25 protein-coding genes and 1 pseudogene are annotated in these 22758 nt (G+C 63.1%); 17 read left to right on the forward strand and 9 right to left on the reverse strand.

What is annotated here, in order from left to right; all coding sequences use genetic code 11:
• Positions 1-250: 250 nt before the first annotated feature.
• A pseudogene (locus GOB81_RS12370) lies at positions 251-529 on the reverse strand (HU family DNA-binding protein); the annotation flags it as partial.
• A gap of 88 nt (positions 530-617) precedes the next feature.
• Between GOB81_RS12370 and GOB81_RS12375 the strand changes: the two are divergent.
• Together GOB81_RS12375 and GOB81_RS12380 are read left to right on the forward strand one after the other, a co-directional pair.
• On the forward strand, positions 618-1688 hold the full coding sequence (locus GOB81_RS12375; protein WP_173570747.1) for a DUF7146 domain-containing protein: 1071 nt from the start codon (positions 618-620) through the stop codon (positions 1686-1688).
• Positions 1689-2009: 321 nt separating this feature from the next.
• Positions 2010-2945 carry a DUF2493 domain-containing protein gene (locus GOB81_RS12380; protein WP_173570748.1) on the forward strand — a complete coding sequence of 312 codons (936 nt, stop codon included), beginning with the start codon at positions 2010-2012 and terminating at the stop codon, positions 2943-2945.
• Positions 2946-2970: 25 nt separating this feature from the next.
• Here GOB81_RS12380 and GOB81_RS12385 read toward each other — a convergent pair whose 3' ends face one another.
• Entirely contained in the window at positions 2971-4716 is a 1746-nt protein-coding gene (locus tag GOB81_RS12385) for an oleate hydratase (RefSeq protein WP_173570749.1), read from the reverse strand.
• Positions 4717-5046: 330 nt separating this feature from the next.
• Between GOB81_RS12385 and GOB81_RS12390 the strand changes: the two genes are divergently transcribed.
• The 13 genes from GOB81_RS12390 to GOB81_RS12450 all read left to right on the forward strand — a co-directional run bounded on the left by GOB81_RS12390 (position 5047) and on the right by GOB81_RS12450 (position 13120).
• Entirely contained in the window at positions 5047-5265 is a 219-nt protein-coding gene (locus GOB81_RS12390) for a hypothetical protein (protein ID WP_173570750.1), read from the forward strand.
• Between the two features lie 18 nt (positions 5266-5283).
• Positions 5284-5526, forward strand: coding sequence for a hypothetical protein (locus GOB81_RS12395; RefSeq protein ID WP_338421360.1), 243 nt, complete (start codon positions 5284-5286; stop codon positions 5524-5526).
• Positions 5527-5544: 18 nt separating this feature from the next.
• A complete protein-coding gene (locus GOB81_RS12400) occupies positions 5545-5868 on the forward strand; it encodes a DUF736 domain-containing protein (RefSeq protein WP_173570751.1) in 324 nt (107 codons plus the stop codon).
• 330 nt (positions 5869-6198) lie between these two features.
• Positions 6199-6336 carry a hypothetical protein gene (locus GOB81_RS12405; RefSeq protein WP_173570752.1) on the forward strand — a complete coding sequence of 46 codons (138 nt, stop codon included), beginning with the start codon at positions 6199-6201 and terminating at the stop codon, positions 6334-6336.
• A 331-nt stretch (positions 6337-6667) separates the two neighbouring features.
• Entirely contained in the window at positions 6668-6931 is a 264-nt protein-coding gene (locus GOB81_RS12410; RefSeq protein WP_173570753.1) for a transcriptional regulator domain-containing protein, read from the forward strand.
• Positions 6932-7007: 76 nt separating this feature from the next.
• On the forward strand, positions 7008-7478 hold the full coding sequence (locus tag GOB81_RS12415) for a DUF2285 domain-containing protein (RefSeq protein ID WP_173570754.1): 471 nt from the start codon (positions 7008-7010) through the stop codon (positions 7476-7478).
• A 174-nt stretch (positions 7479-7652) separates the two neighbouring features.
• Complete coding sequence (locus tag GOB81_RS12420) at positions 7653-7928, forward strand: helix-turn-helix transcriptional regulator (protein WP_173570755.1); 276 nt, start codon at positions 7653-7655, stop codon at positions 7926-7928.
• The gene (locus tag GOB81_RS12425; protein WP_173570756.1) at positions 7925-8728 is read left to right on the forward strand and encodes a replication initiator protein A; all 804 of its coding nucleotides are present in this window, start codon (positions 7925-7927) and stop codon (positions 8726-8728) included. Before GOB81_RS12420 ends, GOB81_RS12425 begins: the two co-directional genes overlap by 4 nt.
• A gap of 346 nt (positions 8729-9074) precedes the next feature.
• Complete coding sequence (locus GOB81_RS12430) at positions 9075-9551, forward strand: DUF2840 domain-containing protein (protein ID WP_173570757.1); 477 nt, start codon at positions 9075-9077, stop codon at positions 9549-9551.
• Positions 9548-10105 carry a S26 family signal peptidase gene (locus tag GOB81_RS12435; protein WP_173570758.1) on the forward strand — a complete coding sequence of 186 codons (558 nt, stop codon included), beginning with the start codon at positions 9548-9550 and terminating at the stop codon, positions 10103-10105. Before GOB81_RS12430 ends, GOB81_RS12435 begins: the two co-directional genes overlap by 4 nt.
• A 1-nt stretch (position 10106) precedes the next feature.
• Positions 10107-10448 (forward strand): DUF736 domain-containing protein, encoded by a 342-nt coding sequence (locus GOB81_RS12440; protein ID WP_173570759.1) that lies wholly within the window; start codon positions 10107-10109, stop codon positions 10446-10448.
• Positions 10445-11149, forward strand: a complete 705-nt coding sequence (locus GOB81_RS12445; RefSeq protein ID WP_242010246.1) for a lytic transglycosylase domain-containing protein — start codon at positions 10445-10447, stop codon at positions 11147-11149. Before GOB81_RS12440 ends, GOB81_RS12445 begins: the two co-directional genes overlap by 4 nt.
• A 228-nt stretch (positions 11150-11377) precedes the next feature.
• On the forward strand, positions 11378-13120 hold the full coding sequence (locus GOB81_RS12450) for a relaxase/mobilization nuclease domain-containing protein (protein ID WP_173570817.1): 1743 nt from the start codon (positions 11378-11380) through the stop codon (positions 13118-13120).
• Between the two features lie 33 nt (positions 13121-13153).
• On the opposite strand, the gene GOB81_RS12455 is transcribed toward GOB81_RS12450, so the two are convergent.
• The 7 genes from GOB81_RS12455 to GOB81_RS12485 all read right to left on the reverse strand — a co-directional run bounded on the left by GOB81_RS12455 (position 13154) and on the right by GOB81_RS12485 (position 20610).
• Entirely contained in the window at positions 13154-16411 is a 3258-nt protein-coding gene (locus GOB81_RS12455) for an efflux RND transporter permease subunit (protein ID WP_173570760.1), read from the reverse strand.
• An 88-nt stretch (positions 16412-16499) separates the two neighbouring features.
• Complete coding sequence (locus tag GOB81_RS12460; protein ID WP_173570761.1) at positions 16500-17012, reverse strand: Fur family transcriptional regulator; 513 nt, start codon at positions 17010-17012, stop codon at positions 16500-16502.
• A 44-nt stretch (positions 17013-17056) separates the two neighbouring features.
• A complete protein-coding gene (locus GOB81_RS12465; RefSeq protein ID WP_173570818.1) occupies positions 17057-17836 on the reverse strand; it encodes an energy transducer TonB family protein in 780 nt (259 codons plus the stop codon).
• An 80-nt stretch (positions 17837-17916) separates the two neighbouring features.
• Positions 17917-18384 carry a TonB system transport protein ExbD gene (gene exbD / locus GOB81_RS12470; protein ID WP_173570762.1) on the reverse strand — a complete coding sequence of 156 codons (468 nt, stop codon included), beginning with the start codon at positions 18382-18384 and terminating at the stop codon, positions 17917-17919.
• 5 nt (positions 18385-18389) lie between these two features.
• Entirely contained in the window at positions 18390-19127 is a 738-nt protein-coding gene (gene exbB, locus GOB81_RS12475; RefSeq protein ID WP_173570763.1) for a tonB-system energizer ExbB, read from the reverse strand.
• Positions 19124-19375, reverse strand: coding sequence for a hypothetical protein (locus GOB81_RS12480; protein ID WP_173570764.1), 252 nt, complete (start codon positions 19373-19375; stop codon positions 19124-19126). The genes exbB and GOB81_RS12480 overlap by 4 nt, the downstream gene beginning before the upstream one ends.
• Positions 19372-20610: a PepSY-associated TM helix domain-containing protein gene (locus GOB81_RS12485; protein ID WP_173570765.1), complete on the reverse strand. Its 1239-nt coding sequence runs from the start codon at positions 20608-20610 to the stop codon at positions 19372-19374. Before GOB81_RS12485 ends, GOB81_RS12480 begins: the two co-directional genes overlap by 4 nt.
• A gap of 453 nt (positions 20611-21063) precedes the next feature.
• Here GOB81_RS12485 and GOB81_RS12490 point away from each other — a divergent pair, with 453 nt between their 5' ends.
• Positions 21064-21570 carry an RNA polymerase sigma factor gene (locus GOB81_RS12490; RefSeq protein WP_242010247.1) on the forward strand — a complete coding sequence of 169 codons (507 nt, stop codon included), beginning with the start codon at positions 21064-21066 and terminating at the stop codon, positions 21568-21570.
• A 151-nt stretch (positions 21571-21721) separates the two neighbouring features.
• Positions 21722-22690: a FecR domain-containing protein gene (locus GOB81_RS12495; protein ID WP_173570766.1), complete on the forward strand. Its 969-nt coding sequence runs from the start codon at positions 21722-21724 to the stop codon at positions 22688-22690.
• Positions 22691-22758: the final 68 nt, after the last annotated feature.

Here is a 22758-nt window from a genome sequence, read left to right on the forward strand (position 1 = left end):
AACCGGAAACCACGAACATCATCGAGACCGTCCTGAACGAGGAAGGACGCAAGCCCGAGAGCGTGTTCGATTTCGTACAGGGCATCACCGCGCTGGCGCGCACGAAAACTAATCAGGACACGCGGCTGGATCTGGAAGGCAGGGCACGCAAACTGATGGAGAAAGCCGGATGAGCGCGCCGGTGATGAACAACAGGCATCATGGAGAAGGGGCGGCGGACGAGGTCCGCCGCCTTCTGCCTGTCGGCAGGTCAGTCGTTCAGGCTGTCTTTCAGGGCCTTGGCCGGTGTGAAGGCCAGCTTGCGCGAGGCCGCGATCTGGATGGTCGCACCCGTCGCCGGGTTGCGGCCTTCACGGGCGGCGACTTCTTTCACCTTGAACTTGCCGAAATTCGGCAGGGTGATTTCATCGCCAGCTTTCGCGGCGGCGGTCATGGCCTCGATCAGCGCGTCCAGCACCTTGCGGGTGTCGGTCTTGCTGGCCTCGGTGGTGGTGGCGATATGATCGACCAGATCGGCAATCTTCATGGTGGCACCTTCTTTATTGTTCGGGCCGGAACCCGCTGGTTCTGCGGTTACGGGGGAATCATGGCGGCATCAAGCCCGCCGGGAGGGTGCAATGACGGGACAGCAAGCCTGGAACGCCAGTGATTTGGCTCGCAGGCTGGCCGAGAACGCCGAGGCGGTCTGTCGCCATTACCTCTCGGCCGGTCGGCGGCATGGCAATTACTGGCTGGTCGGCGACGTCCAGAACACACCGGGACGGTCACTCTATGTGCGTCTGCATGGTGGCCCTGACGGGCGAGGCTGCGCAGGCAAGTGGACGGACGGGGCGACGGGGCAGCACGGCGACCTGCTCGACATCATTCGTGAAAGCCTCGGACTGCTGGATTTCCGCGACGTCGCTGATGAGGCGCGTAGCTTTCTGGCCCTGCCGCAGCCTGAACCTGACCGGGCGGCGGATCGCCTGCGAACGGCCCCGTCGCACCGACCCGAGACGGGAGGCAGCAGCACGGACGCCGCCCGCCGCCTGTGGGATGCCAGTCGACCCTTGTCCGGTGTCGCGGGTATCTACCTGCGGGGACGCGATCTGACGCGCTCTTCCCCTTTGGCCGCTCTGCGTTTCCACCCGGAGTGCTATTATCGCGCCGATGCCGACAGCCTGAACGAGACCTGGCCCGCGATGATCGCTGCTGTCACCGATGTCGAAGGTCGCGTGACCGGCGTGCATCGCACCTGGCTGGCGCGCGACGGACGTGGCAAGGCGCCTGTCGAAATGCCCCGTCGGGCGATGGGCGACCTGCTCGGCAACGCTGTGCGTTTTGGCACGATCAACGACGTGCTGGCGGCAGGCGAGGGGATCGAAACGGTGCTCTCGCTCCGGGAGGTCATGCCCGATCTGGCGCTGGCGGCCTGCCTGTCCTCGGCGCATCTCGCCGCCATGGCATTTTCGCCCACGCTGCGCCGTCTCTATGTGCTGCGCGATGACGATCTCGCCGGGGACCATGCGGTGACGACCCTGCTGGCCCGGACGCAGGAGGCTGGGATCGAATGCCTCGTGCTGTCACCCCATCTGGCGGATTTCAACGATGATCTCCGCACTCTTGGGCGTGGAGCGATGCGGGCGATCCTGCATCCCCAGCTTGCCCCGCAGGATGTGGCGCGGTTTCTGCAACCCGTCGCGCACTGAGGCGGGCCGGGAAGGGGGTGTGAGGGTCATCTTTTTTCCGGTGTGGCGCGGGGTTGTCCCGTTTCCGGATGGGGCGCGCCCGCCGCCTTTCCTGGAGGGGAGCGGGCGTCAGCCAGGCCGGGCCTGCAATGGCGGAGCCGGCTATTTTCCGCCGCGCGGGACTGCGTCCGCGCTTTGCATCGCGAAGCAAAATAGCCGTCTTCCTGCCATCCTCCACTGCGTTCCGGCCGCGCGATGCGCGGTTCCGGCCCGGCCTTCGTCTGCCGCTATCCGCCCCCGGAAAGGCCGCGAGGGGCGCGGCCGAGACCGGAGGACAGACCCATGACCCGTACACAGGACGATTTCGAACCCGCACACGCCGCATCGTCCACCGCCTATGTGCTGGCGGAACTCCAGCTTTACGGCCACCGTCCCTTTGAGGACGAGCCGGACCCGAAGCCCTTGCCCGATGCCACCCAGATGGGGGGCGCGGTCGCCGATATCTTCGATGCCCTGTCCGCTACGTTGACCGACACGCGGCTGGAGCCCGATCTCGAACCACTGCTCTGGTCCACAGTCAATGTCTTTCACCGCATGGTCGGGCAGGTGGAGCGCGATCTCGACCGCAACGAGGCGGCGCAGAAGCGCAGTCAGCAGGAGCAGGATGGCAGCGAGATCCGTTCGGTGGAACTGGAGCGCCTCATCGCCGAGGGCCTGACCCTGCTGGAGCGACGTAATGCTTACGAGATTTTTCGTGATCTTGCCTGCGAACAGTTCGAACGCCTCACCATGTCACCGTGGCGGCCGCGCTCCGGTTCTCTGGTCAGCCGAAGCACCCTGACGGCCTCCATGATCGACAGCCGCGATTTCCTTAATGCCCGCCGGAAGGCTGAGACTGAACTGCTGGTGCCTGCCGGCCCGAAAATCGTGGTCACGGGCGGTCTCGATTACGAGGACCACCATCTGATCTGGAACCGTCTCGACAAGGTGCGGGACAAGCATCCCGAAATGGTGCTGCTGCATGGTGGTTCGCCCAAGGGTGCGGAATTCATTGCTTCCCGCTGGGCTGATCATCGCGAGGTCGCGCAGATCGCCTTCAAGCCGGACTGGAACCGGCATGGCAAGGCCGCCCCGTTCCGGCGCAATGACGCCCTGCTGAAAGTTCTGCCCGTCGGTGTCATGGTATTTCCAGGATCGGGCATCCAGGACAATCTCGCCGACAAGGCAAAGCAGATGGGCATTCCGGTCTGGAGGTTCCGCAAGGAGCCAGGCGTTTGAGCGCCATGACCTTGCGCTGATTTCTTCAGATCAGCCCGTAACGCTCCAGCAGGTTATCCACTTCCGTTCCGTCCGTCAGATGACGCAGCAGCCCGGACGCTGGCACTTTCTTTCCGTCCCGCAATTCTGCCGCCGCCTGCAACAGCATCCGGACATCATAGACGCTGCCAAACACCTCCGGCACGGCGCGATCGACGTTGAGCAGCGTATAGACGGCCTCCATCGCCGTGCGGACCGAATACTCCGTCGTGAACACCGTATCGCGGGGCGTCTCGGCGAACTGGCCGAGAAAGGCAAGGTTGACGCTGCCATCGGGCACCACCTTCGGGCGGTCACCTGCCGAACGCGTCATGAACTGGGCTGTGATGAACGGCATCATGCAGGGGCGCGTGATGGCGCCTGTCGCTGCCATGTCGTCAATCTGATCCGCAGGCACGCCCATGTGGAACAGCCATTCCTGCGTGATCTCCTCGCCCGTGCAGTCCTGCATGGGCTTCTTCACGTAGTTGCCCGGCACATCGCTGAACAGACCGTACAACCACACCACCATCTGCTCTGCCGGCTGGCCCTTGAAGTGCGGCTGGCGGCTGACAACCCAGCTCATCAGCCAGGCGGAATCCTGAATGGTGATCGGTCCACCCGTCACCGTGCGACCGGAGAACGGATCACGCCCGGTGACCTTATGCACAAGATCGGGAATGCGCGCGCTCAACGTGGTGAGGGTCGCGGACTCCCAGCGGGATTTCGTCGTGTCACCGCAGAACACATCAGGCCGTCCGAAAGCCGGATCCTGCTCCGCGATGTTGCGCCACAACTGCCAGATACTTCCTTCCGCGATCGTCGTATCGATCGGCGCGGGTGTGTGATGATCGCCCCAGCGGGAGTTTTCCACCATGGAGCCATTGGTGACGAAAACCAGATCGTTCGTGCTGACGTCGATACCGCCCGGCCGCCCGTTTTCCAGCCAGTCGATGCGGCTTGCGACTTTCTTTCCCTCCAACGTATCGACGCGTACGTTGGTCACCTGCACACCATGCCGAAACACGACGCCCTGATCGGCAAGCCATGTCGCCAGCGGCTTGCTCAGCGATTCCTGCTGATTATATTTCGTGAATTTCAGCGTATGCAGATCCTTCAACCCGAGGATCTGATGCACGAAGCGAGCCAGATAACGCTTCATCTCGATTGCGCTGTGCCATGTCTCGAAGGCGAACATCGAGCGCCAGAACAGCCAGAAATTCGATTCCATGAAGTCATGGGAGAGGACATCGCTGATCGTCTTGCCGTCGAGTGTGTCTTCCTCCGCCAAAATAAGCGCAATGATCTCGTGCCGCGCCTTGCCCGTCAGTTTCAGCAGATCGCGGCCCGGCAAAGGCTGCCCATGTCCGCACATCGCCCGAACCGGACTGCTGCTGGGATCGACCCGATTGAGGCGATAGAACTCGTCGAGCACCGAGGCGTCTGGCACTTCCAGAGAGGGAATCGAACGATACAGATCCCACAGGCACTGGAACTGCTCTTCCATTTCCCGGCCACCACGGATCAGCCAGCCGGTCTCCGCATTGCCTGCACCATCCAGCGCGCCACCGTTGAGATCGGAGGCTTCGAGGATGGTGATGCGCGAAGGCGTCATCCGCGCGTCGCGGATCAGGAAGGCCGCGGCCGCCATGCCGCCCAGACCGCCGCCGACAATCCATGCCGAGCGGGAGTCGATCCCGACCGGTTTTTCGGGGCATACGAAGGCTTCGAAATTGCTGTGGGCGTATCTCATGACGCGTTGCTTCTTTCAGGGTCTGGTGCGGTCCGGTCGATCTGGCGAATGGAGAATCCTGCGACCATACGCTGCTCCATGACGATTATTGTCGTTGATATGCGTCAACTTCACGAAAACGACACGAAGGTGAGGGCACTCAGTCCAACGCTGAAACCCGCTCTTATGGATACTGGCTTTTCAGCCCCGAAAGACCCCACCCGGTGAGCCGGAGTGGAGGAACGATGGGGTGCTCAGTCCCCGTGACGCCCCGAGCGCTGAAGCGGAATGATGGGACGATGTAGCCCTCCTCATTGGTGGAACCGGACAGGATAGGGATGGGAGCCGGGAATGCCGGATCGGTGCATCAATGCAGAGCATCACCCTCACGGTGCGCTTTCTATCCCTCCCATGTTCCTACGTAACCGACTGACGGCATGCGGTGAGGGGCGTCGTGTGGGCTGGCGGATATCGACGGGCACACAGGATTATGGAGTGCGGATGTGCGGGGAGAACGGTTTCCGCCTCATCGACCGGCCCACCATGTGGAACAGGGAGTGTCAGCCGTAATGTCTCCGGGGGCTGACGGTGCCGGCACACCATGGCCTCTGGTTGATGGCGGATCTGGCCGGAAGACGGCTGCGCCTCGATCGGCCAGTCGCAACGGCGTCCCGGAACTTTCTTCCCCTGCCGGCTGCGCCGTCATTCCTCGCGAGGCAAGAAAGTGCCGGTCCTGCCGCCCTCCGCTGCGCTTCGGCCCCGAGGGGTGCTCTGCCGCTCGCCTCCGGCTGGTCGATCGCCATCGAGGCCACGGTGGTCGCGGCCCGATAACAGCATGGAGACACGACAATGGCTAACATCGGTTCCTTCAAGAAGGTGGGCGAAGGCTTCGAAGGCGAAATCGTCACCCTCGCACTCCAGACCCGCAATGTCCGGCTGGTGCCCGAAATCAACCGGGCCAACGACAATGCCCCGAATTATCGCGTCTATGTCGGACGCGTGGAAATCGGAGCCGCCTGGAGCAAGCGCTCCACCGAAGGCCGCAGCTACCTGAGCCTGAAGCTCGACGATCCGTCCTTCTCGGCCCCCATTTTCGCCAACCTGTTCACCGAAGAGGAGGACGACGGATACACCCTCATCTGGACGCGTCCCCGGAGCCGGAACGGGGACTGAACGTCCCACCGGGATAACCCCGTCCGGATTGCCGGGCGGGGTCTTTCGGGGCCTGGGCCATAAAGGAGCGCGGGCCTCGTTCCATGTTTCCGTGGGCCGGGAAGAGAGGACAGGGCTTTCCCTCAGCCTTCCCATCGTACCATGCGCGAGGCGAACCGCCTCAAGGACGCGCGGTCCCCCCCAATTTCCTCCGGCACACCCGTGCCGGGCGCACCGGACAAAATCGGCACCCCCGCGCGCCGGCAGGCCGGTCGCCTGCGGGGATCCCTGACCCGGTCCACCCGGCATGAGCCGTCCGTCCTGTCTTCGAGAAAGGAAAGGAGCAGGACGATGACCACGTTACACGACCAGATCCACGCGCTGCGCGCTGAACTGACCAGCTTTCATCTGAGCCGCCGCGAGCGGACGCAGATCGAGCGCGAACTCAAAGAGGCACTGGCACGACGCGACACCGAGGCTCCCGTCTGACGGGGGCTTCATTTTTCTGCATCGTCCTTTCGATCAGCCCATAGCATCATCGTCACCGCTTCGATCACAGATATGTCATCATGGATCGACGCGTGACCGCACTGCCCTTTTTTGCGATGCGACGCATCTTCGGTCGGAATTCCCTTCTATGTGCAGGCGTTTTTCCATGGTCCGCACCGTCGTGGCCGTCCGGATGAACGTGGGCATCGTTTCAGGCGGTGGAATACATATCGGTTCTGCATCGTACAGACGGGCCAGTGCCCTGTTTTGCGCACCTATGTCGATACCTCGCTATCCCGGTAGTTCTGTCCGTGAATGGGAGAATTCCGACATGGACCAGCATCCCGAGTGGCATGATCAACGGTTCCGCGAACATCTGCGCCTGCTTGATGGCCCCGGACTGGCGCAGGAGTTGCTTCGGCATATTCCCGAGTATATCGCGGAATATCACCATCTGCACCGCCAGCTTGAAACGCTGAAGGATCTCCGTATGCGCTACGAGCGGATCGGCGATTTCGCCCGGCACTGGGGGTTATCCTGTTCCGGCAGATCCGGACATCCCAGCCTGGGTTCAGCCTGCTCTCTGGAGTGCTGACGCCTATCCGGGCGTAACAATCCTTATCGAAGCGCCTGAAGGTTTTCACGTCCGGTCCATCCCCGATCGTCTTCTCATGGGATCACTGTCACCGGAACAGGGATCCGGCATCGTCGCATTCGTGTTGCACGACAGCGACGATTGTCAGCACCTGCAGATACGCAGCCCGGCGGCCCGATGTCGTGCAGCGGCACTGATCCCCCTGGATGGTGGTGAGGAAATCCGTATTGCAGAGCTGCGGCGTTTCCTGAAACGGCTTACAGGAACCAATGTTCCCCGCCTGCCACGAAAGCTTTCTCTCTCACGATACCGTGCGTGGCAGACCGCCGACGCCATCTGCGCTTATGCCGGACAAACAGCAGGGGCGTCCCAGCGCGAGATTGGCCGCGTTCTCGATCCGTCTGTGCGCAGTATGAACGCACGCCAGTGGGATACCTCTTCCCAGCGGTCCCGTGTGGGACGCCTGCTGAAAATGGCCCGGCGCATGACAGAAGGGCGGGAGTATTTCTCCCTGCTGCGACCGGTTCGTTTTCGTCTCAAAACATGATGCCAGTTTTGCGCGAAAGCACCCGATGCCCGCTTCGAATATCCGGAACGACACATAGCCCGATACAGGGACCGGACCGTGCGCTCCATAAGAAGGCGCGTTTTTCGTGCGTCCCCGACCCGACAATACCCGTCCACGCTGCGCCCTGTAACGCCCGAACCGACGGAGGCCAGCATGACGCCGCCATATCCGCGTCAGGACAGTTTTCTGCACGAGCAGCTGCTTACCACGCCACAGGCTGCCCACAAGCTCAATATCTCGCCGCGCACGCTTGAACGCTACAGGTGTCGTGGTGGCGGTCCCGTATTCCGCAAGATGGGTGGGCGCGTTCTCTACCATGTCGACGACATCAGGCACTGGATCGACAACGTCGCCTGCCGGTCCACGTCCGAGACATCGTACGAGATTGCCCGCGTGCTCGGCAGCCGGAGACAGGGGAGGCGCGCATGAACGCCCCTCCTTTACGCCAGGTGCTCTCGCCCTGCCTGCTGATCGATCTGATGTCCTGGCCGTTTTTCAGCCTGAGCAAGTCGCCCCGTCACGTGCCGGTCAGCTTTCGCATGGGGCGCGTCACCATGCAGGTTGCAGGGCAGGACGGCAGTCCTATGGCCACGATCTGGGATGCGGACATCCTGATCTGGGCTGTCTCGACACTGGTGGTGGCGCGGCGGCGGGGCCGTCCGGTGTCACCTCATGTCCGGGGCAGCATCCGCGAAGTCCTGCGCTTTCTCGGACGGGGGGAAACCGCTACCCGCTATGACCGGCTTCGGGCCGGGCTGGAGCGGCTGGCCGGTACGTGTGTCACAACGTCGCTGCGCCAGACCCGTGACGGCGTGCAGGGGTTTTCGTGGGTCGTCGCATGGCAGGAACGGCGCGGCGAACTCGACCTGATCCTGCCCCAGTGGCTGTGCGATGCCGTCATCCGGCGCGCAGTTCTGGACCTCGACCCGCGCTATTTTACCCTGACGGGTGGTTTCGAGCGCTGGCTGTATCTGCTGGTCCGGCGGCATGCCGGACGCCAGAAGGACGGCTGGGCTTTCGATCTGCGACACCTGCACGAGAAATCGGCCTCGCGCTCTCCCTATCCGCGCTTCCTCTTCGAGATCCGCCGCCTCGTCACCGCTGACAGCCTGCCCGGCTACCGGCTGCGACTGGAAGCCGGGACCACACCGGTGCTCCGTTTCTCCCCCGATACCGTCCCTGAATCTTATCCACAGGATGGTGTGGATAACCACGTGGAGGACTCGTGATGCCATTCGGCCTATCAGGAATCGAATCCCCGGCCTATCGGGAATGGGACTTCTTCATAAGTTATTACAATAAAACGGGAAAATATGACTCTCTAAGAGTACTAAATATTATAACTATTCAGTACTTGTACACTGCGCCAGGGCGCGCGCGTGAGTTCTCGATTACCACAAAAATCGCCCGCTTCGGGCCGACATCTGCCGACAGTTTTGCGATGGAAGCAGGGCGCTCCTGCGGGCAGCGTCATGCCGGACGCCGTTCTGTCGCCTGTTGGGTTGCGTCTGTCAGGGGCGCGAGTGCCGACAATCGTCAGGCTCCCGTTCCGCTCTTATGCGGAGGAGACCGCGCATGAACCATGCCCACCGTGAGGTGATGACGCCTCTCGAACTCACCTGGCTGGAGAAGCGTATCGAACAATGGCTGCGCTTTGGCCATCCTCTGGAAATGCAGCGTCTCGACCGTTATCGCCGCCGTCTGTATTTCGCCCCGGGCGCTGTCTTTGCATTGATGCGCTGGACGCAGACCGATGATGGCGCGGCGGCCTGCTGTATCGACATCGTGCGGGCGTCACAGGCCGGTGAACCACGCGAGCGGCTAGCCTTCGTTCCGACCGGTGCTGAACGGCTGCTGCATTGCGCCGGCTGGCCACAGGTCCGGACCGTTCTCCGCAGCATTGAAGCGCTGGAACGGCGCCGCATCAATCTGGTGCAGGTCGAACCGGATTACTGGCGACAGCTTGCACACAGCCTGCACGAAAAACATGCGAAGCCGCGCTCCATGAGTGCCTGTCATGACGCGTGGCGACACGGGAGGGCCGTATCATGACACGCAGGGGCTGGTTCTTTTCCACGGTTTTTTCCGCTCTGGGCATGGGCCTGTCGATGGCTTTCCATCCGGCGCCACGCTTGCTCTGGAACGCCACGGCCAGCGTGCCGGTGGGCCTCTATCGTCTGCAACCGGACAGCGCGGTGCATGTCGGAGATCTTGTGGCGCTGCGTCTGCCAGAGGCACAGGCACTCATGCTGGCACGTGGCGGCTACCTTCCGCGCGGCGTGCCGTTGCTCAAGCCCGTCGCGGCGGTAAGCGGGCAGACCGTTTGTCGCACCGTCACGCACGTCACGGTCGATGGCCACAACATCGGTGAGGCTCTGCGTGTCGATCATCGTGGTCGCCTCCTGCCTGTCTGGCGGGGATGCCATCAGCTCGGGAGCCGCGAGGTCTTCGTCATGAATGCTGCCGAGCCCCGCAGTCTGGATGGCCGGTATTTCGGCCCCCTCCCCGCCACCAGTGTGATCGGGCGCGCGACGCCACTCTGGCTACCGGGAGGTTTCCCGCGCGCTGCTGCGCCGTCTTCCTACTTCTTTTCCGGGGATCACTGACATGGCTCAGATCGGACTCTTTACGCGCACGGCAGAAGGTTTCTCGGGACGCCTGCGCACGCTCTCGCTGGATGCCGAACTGACGCTGGTGCGCATCGAGGCATCCGATGGCGGAAACGCACCCGATTATCGGATCCATCTCGGTGACAGCACCGATGGGCCGGAAGTCGGGGCAGCCTGGACGCGCACGGGCGAGCGGGCCGGCGAATATGTCGTCGTCGTGCTGGATGACCCGTCACTCACACACGCCATGCGCGCGACCCTGTTCCAGTCCGGTCGGGGTGGGCGTGTCTGGCAACTCGTATGGAGCCGCCCGACGAAACGTCAGGGAGCGCGGGAATGATGCGACCACCTGCACGTTTCCGACAACGGCACGGTGATGGAAGGGCGCTTGTCCGGCCTGTCCTTTTCTGCCTCTGGTCTGCGGGGATCGGGCTCGTGCTGGTGCTCGCGCCCTGTTCCTCACATGCGCAGCCGATTGATGGTTTGATCAGGGAGGCCGCACGGCAGGTCGCTTTGCCGCCTGAGTGGATCCACGGCGTGCTGCAGGTCGAAAGCGGCGGCGATCCTCATGCCATGTCCGCAAAGGGCGCCATGGGACTCATGCAGATCATGCCGGCGACATGGCAGGAACTGCGGCGTGATCTCAATCTCGGAGCCGATCCGTTTGATCCGCATGACAATGTTCTTGCCGGGGCGACCTACCTTCGTCTGCTGCATGACCGGTACGGTGATGCGGGGTTTCTCGCAGCCTATAATGCCGGCCCCGGACGCTATGAGGCCCATCTGTCAACAGGCCGCCCGCTGCCGCATGAGACACGGGATTATGTGGCGTCTGTCGTGCGGCTGCTGGATCGGCACATGTCCTTTGTAGACGCGTTGCAGGACGGCGACGTGTCCGATGCACGTGTTCAGCCCGAAGATACGCTGTTCGCAGGCCATGTCCGATGGCAGTCCTCCGTCGACCGCCTGCGTGTTTCGGATACGGCGTCCCTCACATCGAAGGCCTTGTTCGTGCCGGTCGCGGGAGAGCTGCTGCCATGAGAAAGCGCATGCGGGACCGGGTGATGCGACCTGTCGATCTTTCGGGGAAACGGGGATTTCGGGAGGAAAGAAGCCTTGGGAGCTTAGTGCAAGATAAAAGCCGCAAGGTGCGGCATGGTTGGGGTGGGCGGTTTTTCAGGGTTTTTTACAAGGTCATTTTGCTGGACCAAGGTGTCGGCCTGAGTGATCTTCGTGTTTTCAATGGGTTGGCACAAGGTGCGGGTCATCATGGCGCGGGATGATGATTTCCGGGTCCGGCCCGGTCGCATCCGCTCGACCCGTGCCCGTCAGGGACGGTCGTTCATCGGGCGTGTGCTGGCGGCGACCAGCCGCGCCGGAGGGATGGGGAAACCTGGGGGCGCCGGAGGAGGCCGCGGTCCCTCGACATTCGGACGCGGCCGCGGTGCCGCGATGCGCGCCAACCGGCTCCTGTCGCGACGGACGCGGCTTGCGGTCGTCAAGGCGAGGGTGGTCCGGCATGGGGGACGGACCTCGCTGCGTGCTCATCTGTCCTATCTCCAGCGTGAGGGGGTGACGCAGGACGGCGAGAAGGCCCGGCTGTTCGGGGCCGGGCGCGACCATGTGCCGCCGCGTGAATTTGCCGAGCGCTGTCAGGACGACCGGCATCATTTCCGGTTCATCGTCGGACCGGAGGACGCGACGGAAATGGCGGATCTGAAAACCTTCACGCGGGAACTGATGGCGCAGGCAGAACAGGACTTCGGCACACGTCTGGACTGGGTGGCGGTCAGTCATTGGAACACCGACAAACCCCATGTCCATGTCATCGTTCGTGGCAAGGATCAGGAGGGCGAGGATCTGGTCATCTCGCGGGATTATATCCGTGAAGGGCTTCGAGCCCGTGCCCAGAATCTCGTCACGCTTGAACTCGGGCCGCGTAACGAGAATGAAATCCGCAGAAGCGTGGAGCGGCAGGTCGAGGCGGAGCGCTGGACGCAGCTCGATCGGCAGTTGCAGCAGGACGCAGACGCGCGGGGAATCATCGACCTCGCGCCTTCTCCAGATCGTCAGCCCGACATTTTCGCGGTCATGAAGGTCGGACGCCTCCGCCGTCTTGAACGCATGGGACTGGCGCATGAAGTCGGAGGCGGACAGTGGCGGCTCGACGAGACCGCCGAGGCGACGCTGCGTGAGATGGGGCAACGCAACGATATCATCAAACGTATCCATCGCGGCCTGAGCGAACAGGGGATTGAACGGGCCTCGTCGTCATGGGTGCTGGCCGGGGAAGATCTGGCCGAGCCGGTGATCGGCCGGCTGGTCGCGCGCGGGCTTGATGACGAGCTGAAGGGGAGTGCCTATGCCATCATCGACGGGGTGGACGGGCGGACGCACCATGTCCATTTGCCGGCGCTGGAAGCGACCGGCGACGCGCCTTCCGGAGGTCTGGTCGAATTGCGCCGTTTTCAGGATGCCAGCGGGCGAGACAGGGCGACGCTCGCTGTCCGGTCGGATATCTCCGTCGAAGAGCAGGTGCAGGCACGGGGTGCAACCTGGCTGGATCGTCAGCTTGTCGCTCGTGATCCAGTAGCGCTGGGCGACGGCGGCTTTGGCGCAGAGGTGCGTGACGCGCTCCAGCGGCGGAATGACTACCTTGTCGATCAGGGACTGGCCCGTCGCGAGGGGGAGAAGGTCAACTATTCGCGCGGGATGATTGGCACTTTGCGCCAGAAGGAAATCGGCGAACTGGCCACGCGCCTGGAAGCGGAGCGGGGGCTTTCCCATCAGCCGTCCGGAGCGGGCGAATATGTGGCCGGAACCTATCGGCAGCGTTTCGCTCTGGCGTCCGGTCGCATGGCCATGATCGATGACGGGCTTGGTTTTCAGCTTGTGCCCTGGACACCGTCACTGGAAAAGCAGCGGGGGCGGGAGGTCTCGGGCATCGCGCGTGGTGACGGCGGCGTTGACTGGTCGTTCGGGAGGCGACGTGATCTTGGTCTGGAAATCTGAGGCAACGTGTTTTCAGGAATGGGAAGGCCCGATTCAGGTGATCCCGACCCGTCGCGTTTTCAGACGTCGCAGTCGGGCAGGTCCCTTTGCCACGAGCAGGTAGAGCGCCGGCGTTGTGAACATGGTCTGGGCCTGACTGACCAGCAGCCCACCGATGAGTGCGATGCCGAGCGGCTGGCGCAGTTCCATGCCGTAGCCGCCCATCAGCACGAGCGGCAGCGCGCCGAGGGCTGCGGCAAACGTGGTCATGAGGATGGGCCGCAGCCGCAGCAGACAGGCCTCGCGGATAGCGTCCTGTGGCGTCATCCCGCGTCGCCGCTCGGCATGAATGGCAAAGTCCACCAGCAGGATGGCGTTCTTGAGCGAAATGCCGGTGAGTAGCAGCATGGCGATCACGGCCATGCCCGAGAACGGCATCCCGAACAGGTCCAGTGCCATCACCGCCCCGATCCCCGCTGACGGAATGGTGGAGAGAATGGTCAGCGGATGCAGGGCGTTCTCGTAGAGCATCCCCAGTGTCAGATAGACGGCAAGCACAGCGCCAAGGATCAGGATCTCGCTGTCGTGGGTGCTCTTGCCCAGATCGCCCTCGTCGCTCTGCAACTCACCGCTGAGCGCATCCGGCAGATGCAGCTTTTGCCACTCCTGCTCGATGACCGCCTGTGCCTGCGACAGACTGACACCGGGCGCCAGTTCCAGTGCCAGAGAAGCGGAGCTGGCATAGCCCAGATGCGTCACCGCCACCGGATCAAGGCTGGGCGTGATCCGGGCCACCACCGAGAGCGGCACCAGCGTCTCCGCCCCGGTCGCTACCGCTGACCCGGTGGAGGCATTCGCGCCACCTGCCAGAGAATTGGCGATCTGGTTTCTGAACGCTGCCGCACTGGTCGACGTTGTGGTGCTGGCCGCCGCCGACGTCACGACCCGGATGGTGTTCGACGCCGAACTGCCGGACGCCGATCCTCCTGACGGGCTGATCCAGAACTGTTTCAGGATGTCCGGATCGCGCTGGAAGCGGTCCTCCACGGTCAGCACCACATTGTATTGCCCGTGCATCGTGTAGACGACCGAGGCCGTGGTCTGGCCCAGGGCGTCCGATAAAGTATTGCCAATCACCTGTGGCGTGACACCCACGCGAGCGGCGGTATCGCGATCAATAGTCAGCGTGACGCTCTGTCCGGGCGGATCAACGTCGGGGTCCACATCGGAAAATTCAGAATGGTGCCGCAGGGCTTTTGCCAGCGTTCGCGTGGCTGGCCCCAGCAGACGATCGTTCTCACTCCGGAGAATGTAGCTGACCCCGCTGCTGTTCGACCCCACCCGCATCATCAGGTTGCCCGGCGCCTGGGCGTGGTATTCGGCATGGATATCCTTGCCCATCCTGGCCGCCACACGCGCGGCAATCACACTGCCCGGATCCCGACCGGTCGACATATCCCGCAACGTGGCGAACACCATGCCGTGGCTGGAACCCTCGGAGGTGTCCAGATAGGCGACCACATGCGTGACGGCAGGATCAGCGAGCAGCACGCGGCTGAAGTGCTCCAGCCGGGCCTTGGTCTGGGCCAGCGAACTGCCATTACCCCGCGATCCGCCCGAGACAATGCCGATATCCTGACGCGGGAACACGATCTTGGGCATGCGGATGAACAGGACACCCGTCACAAGCAGAGTCAATGGAAGCAGCAGAGCGGTCCTGCCGGGGTGGCGCAGGCAACACTCTAACGTCCGGCGATAGACGCTGCCGCGCTGCTTCTCATGAAACAGAAGAGCAGCAGTTCCGGTTTCGAGCTGACCCGTCCATCGGTTTTCAGAAAACCGCATGCAGATCGCCGTCAGACAGGGTGTCGCCATACAGGACAGGATCAGCGAGACTGTCACGGCAATCCCGACGGTGCCCGCAAACTCGCGGAACAGCCGCCCCGTCAGACCCGAGGCCAGCCCGATCGGCAGGAACACCGCCAGCACGGACACCGTGATCGACAGCAGCGTGAACGCCACCTCACTGGCCCCGGCGATAGCGGCTTCGTCAATCGAAAGCCCACGTTCGCGCATGCGGATGATGTTCTCGATCACCACGATGGCGTCATCGACCACCAGTCCCGTGACCACCGTCAGCGCCATGAGCGAGAGATTATCCAGCCCGAACCCGGCCAGCTGCATCGGCCCGAGGCTGGCCATCAGGCAGCACGGCACGATGATGGCCGCCGCGATAGACGCCGTCCATGAGCGCAGGAACACTCCCACCACACCGAGAGCCAGCACACAGGAGGCCAGCAGGGTTATCAGGGTGTGATGCAGCGAGGACCGAATGACCGCCGAACCATCGCGCGCTACCGCAATATCAGCCCCCGGCGGCATCAGGCTGCGTAGTTGCGGCAGGCGTGCCTTCACCGCATCCACAATGCCGACCAGATTGGCGCCAGGCTGGGCACGCACCATCAGCGTCAGCGCCGGTTTCCCGTCAAAGAACGCAGCGGCATTCACGTCCTGCATGCTGTCGGTGACGGTGGCGACGTCACTCAGCCGGATCGGACGACTGTTCTTGTAGGCGATCACCATATCCCGATAGGAGGCAGCATGTTCCGCCTGATCATTGACGGACAACTGGTAACGCTGTCCGCCCGCATCAATGACGCCCTTGGGTGTATGGGCATTGGCCGAGGCCAGGGCGGCACGCAGATCCTCAAAGCCCATGCCGTATTTGAAGAACATCAGCGGATTCATCGCCACCCGCACCGCCGGGGCGGAACTCCCCAGCAGTTTGACATCCCCCACACCCTGCACCTGCAACAGCATTGGCCGCAGGGTGCTGTTCACCAGATCATACAATCGGGGCATGGACTGCAGGCCCGGCGTCACGGCCAGGATCAGCACCGGCGTCGCGTTGGGATTGGCACGGTGATATTGCGGGTCAGAACCGGGCGTGGTCGGCAGATCCCGACGAGAGGCCCTGATCGCAGATTCCACGTCACGCGCGGCCCCGTTCAGATCTCGCCCCAGTTCGAAGCCCAGAGAAATAGAAGTCTCGCCCCGCGTGGAGGTGGATTCCATCTGCGTCACCCCGGCAATATTGCCGAGATGCCGCTCCAGTGGGGCCGCCACGGTACGGGCCATCACTTCTGGCGAGCCACCCGCATTGGACGCAGAAACCGAGATCACCGGCAGATCGACATCGGGCAGATCGGAGACTGGCAGATGGGGCAACGCCATCAGGCCCGACAGCACGGCCGACACCAGCAGCAGCGTTGTCGCCACCGGGTGACGGACAAACCAGGCGATGAAGTTCAAGAGGAATGTCCCGTCCCTGCGGGAGGGCTCTGTCTATAAGACGAATGACGGACGCGTTTTTTCAACATCGAGAGGAAAAATGATGTCCTTACGCGCCCTGCTCGTCACTCTCTGGCGCCACCGTGATGGCCGCACTGCGGATGGCGAGGCCATATTCCGCCGCTGCCCGGTGCAGCAGGGCGGCAATTTCCGGAGAGCTGAACGGAATGTTCCGCCCCGTTGCGGCATTCACAAAGGTGATGGCGGACGACGTTTCCATCCGCTCGGGCGTCACACGGTAACGCCACACGCGGTCCGGACCGACAGCGCGGTGCAGGACATCCCGCTCGACCAGCAGATTGAGATTGCGCTGAATCGACCCCTGACTGGGCGCATGGGTTTTCATCATCGCCAGAAGCGCTTTCCAGATCTCCACCGCCGTCGCATCCGCCCCGGCTTCGAGGATGCCGTGCAGCAGCACACGGCGCAGATCGGTCATCTTCAGCCCGGACTTGCGGCAGCGCTCCTCCAGTTGCCGGACCTGTCTGTGGCTGGCGCCCATGCCCGGACGGATCTGATGAACGTCAGGTGGAGAACGGCGATGTTCGGAAAACGCAAGCATGGCAATGATCCTGTCACGATCAGAGAAAAGAAAGAGCGGAAACCTCAGTTTCCACCGGTGTGGATGTAAAACTCGACCGGCACGGTCAGGGTGATGGGATCGCCCGCCACGCTGTCCGGCGGGACGGGCAGCGGCTGGGCACGCCTTGGCAGGGCGATCGCTTCCTGATCGAGCAGCGGGTGGCCGGAACTGCTGGCCAGCGTGACCGACAGCACATGACCTTTGCGGTCCATGGAGAAGGTCACCGTCGGCACGCCTTCCTGACGATCCGCCATGGCGTCCGACGGGTAGCGCTTGAATTTTTCGAGCTGTGCCAGCAGCGCACCCTGCCAGGTGACCGGATCATGCGAGGCCTTTGACGAGGATGCGCCGGGGGCCGGAGCCGCCTGGGCTGGCGCGGGTGGCGCTTCCGAGGAAGGCGGCGCGGTCGTAGCCTCTGCGGGCGGCGTCTTGTCCGGGACCGGCTTTTTCAGGTTCGGAACGGCCTTATGTTTCTTGACGATCTTCGGCAGCTTTTCCGGTTTGGGCACCGGGACTGGCGGGTTCGGGGCGGGAGACGGGGGAGCCGTGATCTTGGGTGGATCGACCGGCGTCGGATCGGGGACGGACAGGGTCTGTTTCGGGCCGATGGGTGCGTCGGTAGGTGGCGTGGGCGTGGAGACCGGTTCGGGCGCCATATCGATGGCGATCGCGGCCGGTGGAGGTTCGGGGACCGCCAGGACCGGCGGAGGTAAGCGCATGATCCACCAGACTGCGCTACCACTGACTGCCAGCACGGCGAGAAAGGAGAGGCCCCAGCGCAGGGCCTCATCCCGTCGGGCCATGCGAAGCTGGCCCCGCTGCCAGTCCGCAAACGAGGGGGCTGCGTAATTTTCAGCCGTATCCGCGATGTCTGCCGTGCTGTTCACGGCGTTGGTCCGCCAGCAGGAACCGCAGAAGTTCCCGCTTCGCTGCCTTCCTCCTGGCCCTGCAGATTGACCAGCGCCACCTTGAGGTATCCGGCAGAACGGAGCTTATCCATCACCCCCATCAGCGTGCCGTAATCGACCGTTTTGTCGGCCCGCAGAAAGATGCGTTCGTCCCTGTTGCCCTTGCTGGCGGTCGCGAGGGCTCCGGCCAGACCGTCCATGGTCACATCGTCCTCGCCGAGCGCCAGGCCGTGATCGGCCTTCACCGTGAGGAACACCGGATCATCCGGACGCGGGGTCGGCTTCTCGGTCGAGGACGGAAGATCGACCGGCACGTTCACCGTGGTCAGCGGAGCCGTGACCATGAAGATCACCAGCAGGACCAGCATCACGTCGATGAACGGCGTGACATTGATCTCATGCGCTTCGTGCGGGCTCTCATCGGTATGGCGGATGCGGATCATGCCGCTTACTCCCCGGCAACCGAGCGGGCATCGCGCGATTTACCCAGCCGCACCACCTGTCCGCTGGCGGTCAGCGCTTGCATGCGGCCCAGGTCACGCGAGACCAGACGCATGACCAGCGCCGTCAGATCGGCGACCTGAGCACGACACGAGGCGGACTGGCGGGCCAGATGGTTGTAGATCACCACGGCCGGAATGGCGGCAACCAATCCAAGCGCCGTCGCGAGAAGCGCCTCGGCAATGCCGGGCGCCACGACGGCAAGGCTGGTCGCCTTGCTGGCTGCAATGCCGGTGAAAGACGTCATGATGCCCCACACGGTCCCGAACAATCCGATAAAGGGTGACGTCGCGCCAATCGTGGCCAGTACGCCCGTGCCGCGCATCAGGCGACGACCCTCGGCGGCTTCCAGACGCTCAAGGTGCAGCACGATGCGCTCCTTGAGGCCGTCCGTGTCGTCGGGAATGTCCTGCGAGCGTTTCCGTTCGGTCTCGGCCGCCATGACCAGCGTGTGGGCGACCCCGTTCTGGCGGGTGCCTTCCTCGCCAAGGTCGAGTGTGTTGGCGTTTTCCAGAGCCTTTTCGGCTTTCTGCAGTTTCAGGCGTACGCGGACCAGTTCGACCGATTTGGCAATAAAGATGGTCCAGGTCAGCAGACTGGCCACGGCCAGCAGGATCATCACGCAGCGGACCACGGGACCGGCATTGAGGAACATGTCCCAGGGAGAGAACGAAATCGGGGTCATGAGCGACCTCCTTTGACAGACGGTCGCGACCATGCCCGCAGGAGGCAGATCACCGTCACGATGAGGGGAAGGGAAAGCGAGGCCCAGGACAGGGCCAGCCAGATCCCGTGCTGGCCGAGCAGCGCCGACAGCAGGCCGAAAGTGGTGAGCAACCCCAGCGCGATCGGCCACGGCCAGACCGCAACCGTCGGACGTGATACTGAAACAGGAGGAGATGGCATGGGGATTTCGGGAGAAACGGCGTTCATCGGGTCGCCTCCGCCAGCGCGGGAAGCTCGTCCGCCTCGTCCGGATCGTAACCAAGAGCCCGCAACCGGGCATCCGTGGCGATTTTCCGCTTACCGGCCCACAGTACGAGGCCGCTGACCAGCACCCCGATCACCACGACATCAAGGAGCGCCCAGAGAATGCGCAGCGGCATGCCGCCGTAATCGCCGAAATGCAGGGGGCGCGAGATTTCGAGGAAGCGCAGATACCACGGCATGGGATACGCCCCGGTCAGGTCACCCGTGCGGGCATCGACCAGAACCGGGGTAAACAGATGGGCGCGCAGCGGTGTCGCGCCCCGTGTCCACAGCACGTAATGCACAGGGCTGCCGAACGGAGAGCCGGGGAAGGACAGGCCCGTCACCTCGTTGCCAGGTGCCGCTCTGGCCGCCGTGTCGAACGCTGCCTGCACGGAGGACAGATGATCCTGAGACGGCACCGGCAGGCTGGCGTAGGGCCTGAGGATCTGGCGCACGTCCGTCACGCGCCACAAACCGAAGAGCGGCGTCTGGAGTTCATTGACCAGCCCGGTAAAGCCCACCACCAGCGCCCAGACCAGTGTCGCAGCCCCCAGCAGATTGTGCAGATCGAGCCAGGTCAGGCGCACGGCGCGATCCCGCCGGACAGAGCCGAATGGCAGCCGTTTCATGAACCGGCCATAGAGGGCGACGCCTGAAACCAGCGAGGCGACAAAGACGCCGCCCATCGCGCCCATGAACAGCGCGCCCGGAAGTCCGGCAAACAGGTTCATATGCAGCCGCGTGCAGGTGCCCAGAATGATCCCGGTCCAGGTGCGCGGCTCTTTGGGCGCCGTGGCCGGGCGGGACTGCTCCAGCACTTTTGCCGTGCGGGCGTCGAACTTGATCCAGTGGCCAGAATGCCGGTCCGGATAGTTCTCGTCGTCCTTCAGCGCCTGCCAGCTTGGCGCCATCGACACCAGCACAGCGGGTTCGTCATCGTCCGGGCTCACCTGCGTGATGATCTGGCCCGGCCAGAGCGCCCCCGCCTTGCCCACGATCACGTCGAGACTGGCGTTAGGAGTGCCCGGCGGCAGCACCTCGTACGGCGGATCATCGTCGCCGACGAAAGTATCGAAGATCTGCTCGGAAAACAGCATCGGCAGGCCGGTCACGCACACGATCAGCAGGAACAGCGTGCAAATGAGGCTCGTCCATTTGTGGACGACGAACCAGCGGCGGAGGGTGCGCGTGGTCATGGAAGCAGCGGGGCTCCCGACGTCCCGGCATGACTATTCCGTGCGGGATGGGAATAACACTGACTCGCAACTCGTGGGCGGAAAAGTGGGCAACCGCACTGCATATGGACTCTCCCTGCGTGGCCGGAACACGCAACTGCCGACGGCGTCCGGAATGAACGCGGGGAGTTTCCCCTCTGATAGTAAGGATGCTTGGCGATCCCGTTTTTTCAGCAATAAAGACAATTTCTGACAGACACGTGATATGCGCTTTTTGAGGGACTTGCGTCTTACCCGCAGAAAACAGGCCTGCCTCTAGGGCGGAAGGTCTTGTCGTCTGTCTCGGCCGCTCTTTCCTGCAAGCGGCACGCGCCTGCAAAATCTTGCGGAACGCCGGACCTTGTGCCAGAAAAGTTGCGAATCCTTCTTAATTTCGCAATGCCGACATCGCGGTGGCACCGGGAACCAGCGTCTTTGAAGCCCAAACCTCTGTCTTCCGATCTGTATGAAGCGCACCGTTCGGGTCTCCTGTCCTACGCACGGCGGTTGTCAGGGGACAGTGTGCTGGCGGAAGACGTCGTACAGGACGCGTGGGTGCTATTCGCGCGGCAGCCTGCACACGCCATTTCGTCGCCCGGCAATTACCTCCGCACCATCGTTCGCAACCTGCTGATGACCCGTTTGCGCCGCGCCAAAATCGAGCGCATCAGCGATACGGATTTCGATGTCGTCACTGCGACCGTTGCCGACGATGCGGCCTCACCCGAAGAAACAGTGGCCGCGCGTGAAACCATGACGCGCGTGATCGACGCACTGGATGCGCTGCCAGCGCGGCAGGCCGATGCCATCCGCATGTATCATTTTGAAGGAATGAAATTGCGGGAAGTCGCCGCCATGCTCGGCGTGTCCATCCCGATGGTCCATGGCCTGATTACCGAGGGGCTGGCAATCTGCAACCGGATACGCAAGGAAGGGCAGTAGGCCTCGGTGCATTTGAATTATTTTATGAAAAACCGGGGATGCCGCGCATCTTATCGGTATGACTTTCCGATCCAGCTTGCCGCGCGTCCATCGGTTCATCTTTCCTGCCCCGGAACGAAGCCGTCAGGTACGCCCGGTTGGAGGACGCTGTGTGACTGAGTCCCGTAATCCCGATGAGGTGGCGGCGGGCTGGTATGTCTATCTTCGAGAAGAGCCGGATGACCCGGAACTGCGCCAGCAGTTCGAGGCGTGGTTGCACGAAAGTCCGCTGCACCGGCAGGCGTGGGCGGAGATCAACGAAACGCTGGGCGTTCTGGCCTCGGCACCTCCCGAGCGACGGGAACGGAACAGCGCACGCCGCTGGTGGGGTCGTCCTGCCAATGACCGGAGGGGCTCGCGAAGGATGCGGACGGTCGCATTCGCAGGGGCTGCCATGGCGGCCTGCGTGGCGGCTTTTGTGCTGGTGCCTGACCTGACCCTGCGTTTGCGGGCCGATCATTACACGCAGGCCGGGACAACGCAGGCCATTCGTCTGGCTGACGGCAGTGAGGTCATCCTTGCGCCACGGTCCGCTTTGACAGTGCATATGACGGCCCACGCGCGCCGGATCGATCTGCTGCGCGGTGAAGCCTGGTTTGTGGTGCATCATGACACCAGCAGACCGTTTTCCGTGGTTGCCGGACCTGTCACCACAACCGATATCGGCACCATGTTCGACGCCCGGACGGATGGCGAGGAAACGTCCGTGGCCGTGCGGGAAGGGGCCGTGCATGTGTTCGCACAGGGAGGCATCAGCCTTGATCGTGACCTTCATGCGGGGGAGCGGGTCGACGTGAAAGGCGGTCAGGTGACTGTCGACACCCAGTCGCCTGAAACCATGGGGCTATGGCGTGACGGCATGCTGGTGGCGCAGGGTAACACCATCGCCGAGATGGCGGCAGCTCTTCAGCCGTGGACACAGACACGTATCATCATTGCCCATGACACGCTGGCGGCGAGAAAGGTCAGTGGCTCCTATGATCTGCGGCATCCTGAAACCTCCCTGCAACTGATCGTGCATCCCTATGGCGGGAAGGTTGTGTCCGTTACACCGTGGTTTGCCCTTGTGACCGGACGGTGAAGGGAGTCTGGCTCCCTCGTCATGCAGCAGCCGTCACGAGAGACAGCCCGGCGTCGCACTCATTTTTG

The organism is Acetobacter conturbans (genome assembly GCF_011516755.1).
Classification (GTDB): Bacteria; Pseudomonadota; Alphaproteobacteria; order Acetobacterales; family Acetobacteraceae; genus Acetobacter; species Acetobacter conturbans.

What these genes read in the sequence shown, in the direction of transcription:
- GOB81_RS12375 (WP_173570747.1), top strand. Translation starts at nt 618, where the DNA reads ATGACGGGACAGCAAGCCTGGAACGCCAGTGATTTGGCTCGCAGGCTG.
- GOB81_RS12380 (WP_173570748.1), top strand. Translation starts at nt 2,010, where the DNA reads ATGACCCGTACACAGGACGATTTCGAACCCGCACACGCCGCATCGTCC.
- GOB81_RS12385 (WP_173570749.1), bottom strand. Translation starts at nt 4,716, where the DNA reads ATGAGATACGCCCACAGCAATTTCGAAGCCTTCGTATGCCCCGAAAAA.
- GOB81_RS12390 (WP_173570750.1), top strand. Translation starts at nt 5,047, where the DNA reads ATGCCGGATCGGTGCATCAATGCAGAGCATCACCCTCACGGTGCGCTT.
- GOB81_RS12400 (WP_173570751.1), top strand. Translation starts at nt 5,545, where the DNA reads ATGGCTAACATCGGTTCCTTCAAGAAGGTGGGCGAAGGCTTCGAAGGC.
- GOB81_RS12405 (WP_173570752.1), top strand. Translation starts at nt 6,199, where the DNA reads ATGACCACGTTACACGACCAGATCCACGCGCTGCGCGCTGAACTGACC.
- GOB81_RS12410 (WP_173570753.1), top strand. Translation starts at nt 6,668, where the DNA reads ATGGACCAGCATCCCGAGTGGCATGATCAACGGTTCCGCGAACATCTG.
- GOB81_RS12415 (WP_173570754.1), top strand. Translation starts at nt 7,008, where the DNA reads ATGGGATCACTGTCACCGGAACAGGGATCCGGCATCGTCGCATTCGTG.
- GOB81_RS12420 (WP_173570755.1), top strand. Translation starts at nt 7,653, where the DNA reads ATGACGCCGCCATATCCGCGTCAGGACAGTTTTCTGCACGAGCAGCTG.
- GOB81_RS12425 (WP_173570756.1), top strand. Translation starts at nt 7,925, where the DNA reads ATGAACGCCCCTCCTTTACGCCAGGTGCTCTCGCCCTGCCTGCTGATC.
- GOB81_RS12430 (WP_173570757.1), top strand. Translation starts at nt 9,075, where the DNA reads ATGAACCATGCCCACCGTGAGGTGATGACGCCTCTCGAACTCACCTGG.
- GOB81_RS12435 (WP_173570758.1), top strand. Translation starts at nt 9,548, where the DNA reads ATGACACGCAGGGGCTGGTTCTTTTCCACGGTTTTTTCCGCTCTGGGC.
- GOB81_RS12440 (WP_173570759.1), top strand. Translation starts at nt 10,107, where the DNA reads ATGGCTCAGATCGGACTCTTTACGCGCACGGCAGAAGGTTTCTCGGGA.
- GOB81_RS12445 (WP_242010246.1), top strand. Translation starts at nt 10,445, where the DNA reads ATGATGCGACCACCTGCACGTTTCCGACAACGGCACGGTGATGGAAGG.
- GOB81_RS12450 (WP_173570817.1), top strand. Translation starts at nt 11,378, where the DNA reads ATGGCGCGGGATGATGATTTCCGGGTCCGGCCCGGTCGCATCCGCTCG.
- GOB81_RS12460 (WP_173570761.1), bottom strand. Translation starts at nt 17,012, where the DNA reads ATGCTTGCGTTTTCCGAACATCGCCGTTCTCCACCTGACGTTCATCAG.
- GOB81_RS12465 (WP_173570818.1), bottom strand. Translation starts at nt 17,836, where the DNA reads ATGGCCCGACGGGATGAGGCCCTGCGCTGGGGCCTCTCCTTTCTCGCC.
- exbD (WP_173570762.1), bottom strand. Translation starts at nt 18,384, where the DNA reads ATGATCCGCATCCGCCATACCGATGAGAGCCCGCACGAAGCGCATGAG.
- exbB (WP_173570763.1), bottom strand. Translation starts at nt 19,127, where the DNA reads ATGACCCCGATTTCGTTCTCTCCCTGGGACATGTTCCTCAATGCCGGT.
- GOB81_RS12480 (WP_173570764.1), bottom strand. Translation starts at nt 19,375, where the DNA reads ATGAACGCCGTTTCTCCCGAAATCCCCATGCCATCTCCTCCTGTTTCA.
- GOB81_RS12485 (WP_173570765.1), bottom strand. Translation starts at nt 20,610, where the DNA reads ATGACCACGCGCACCCTCCGCCGCTGGTTCGTCGTCCACAAATGGACG.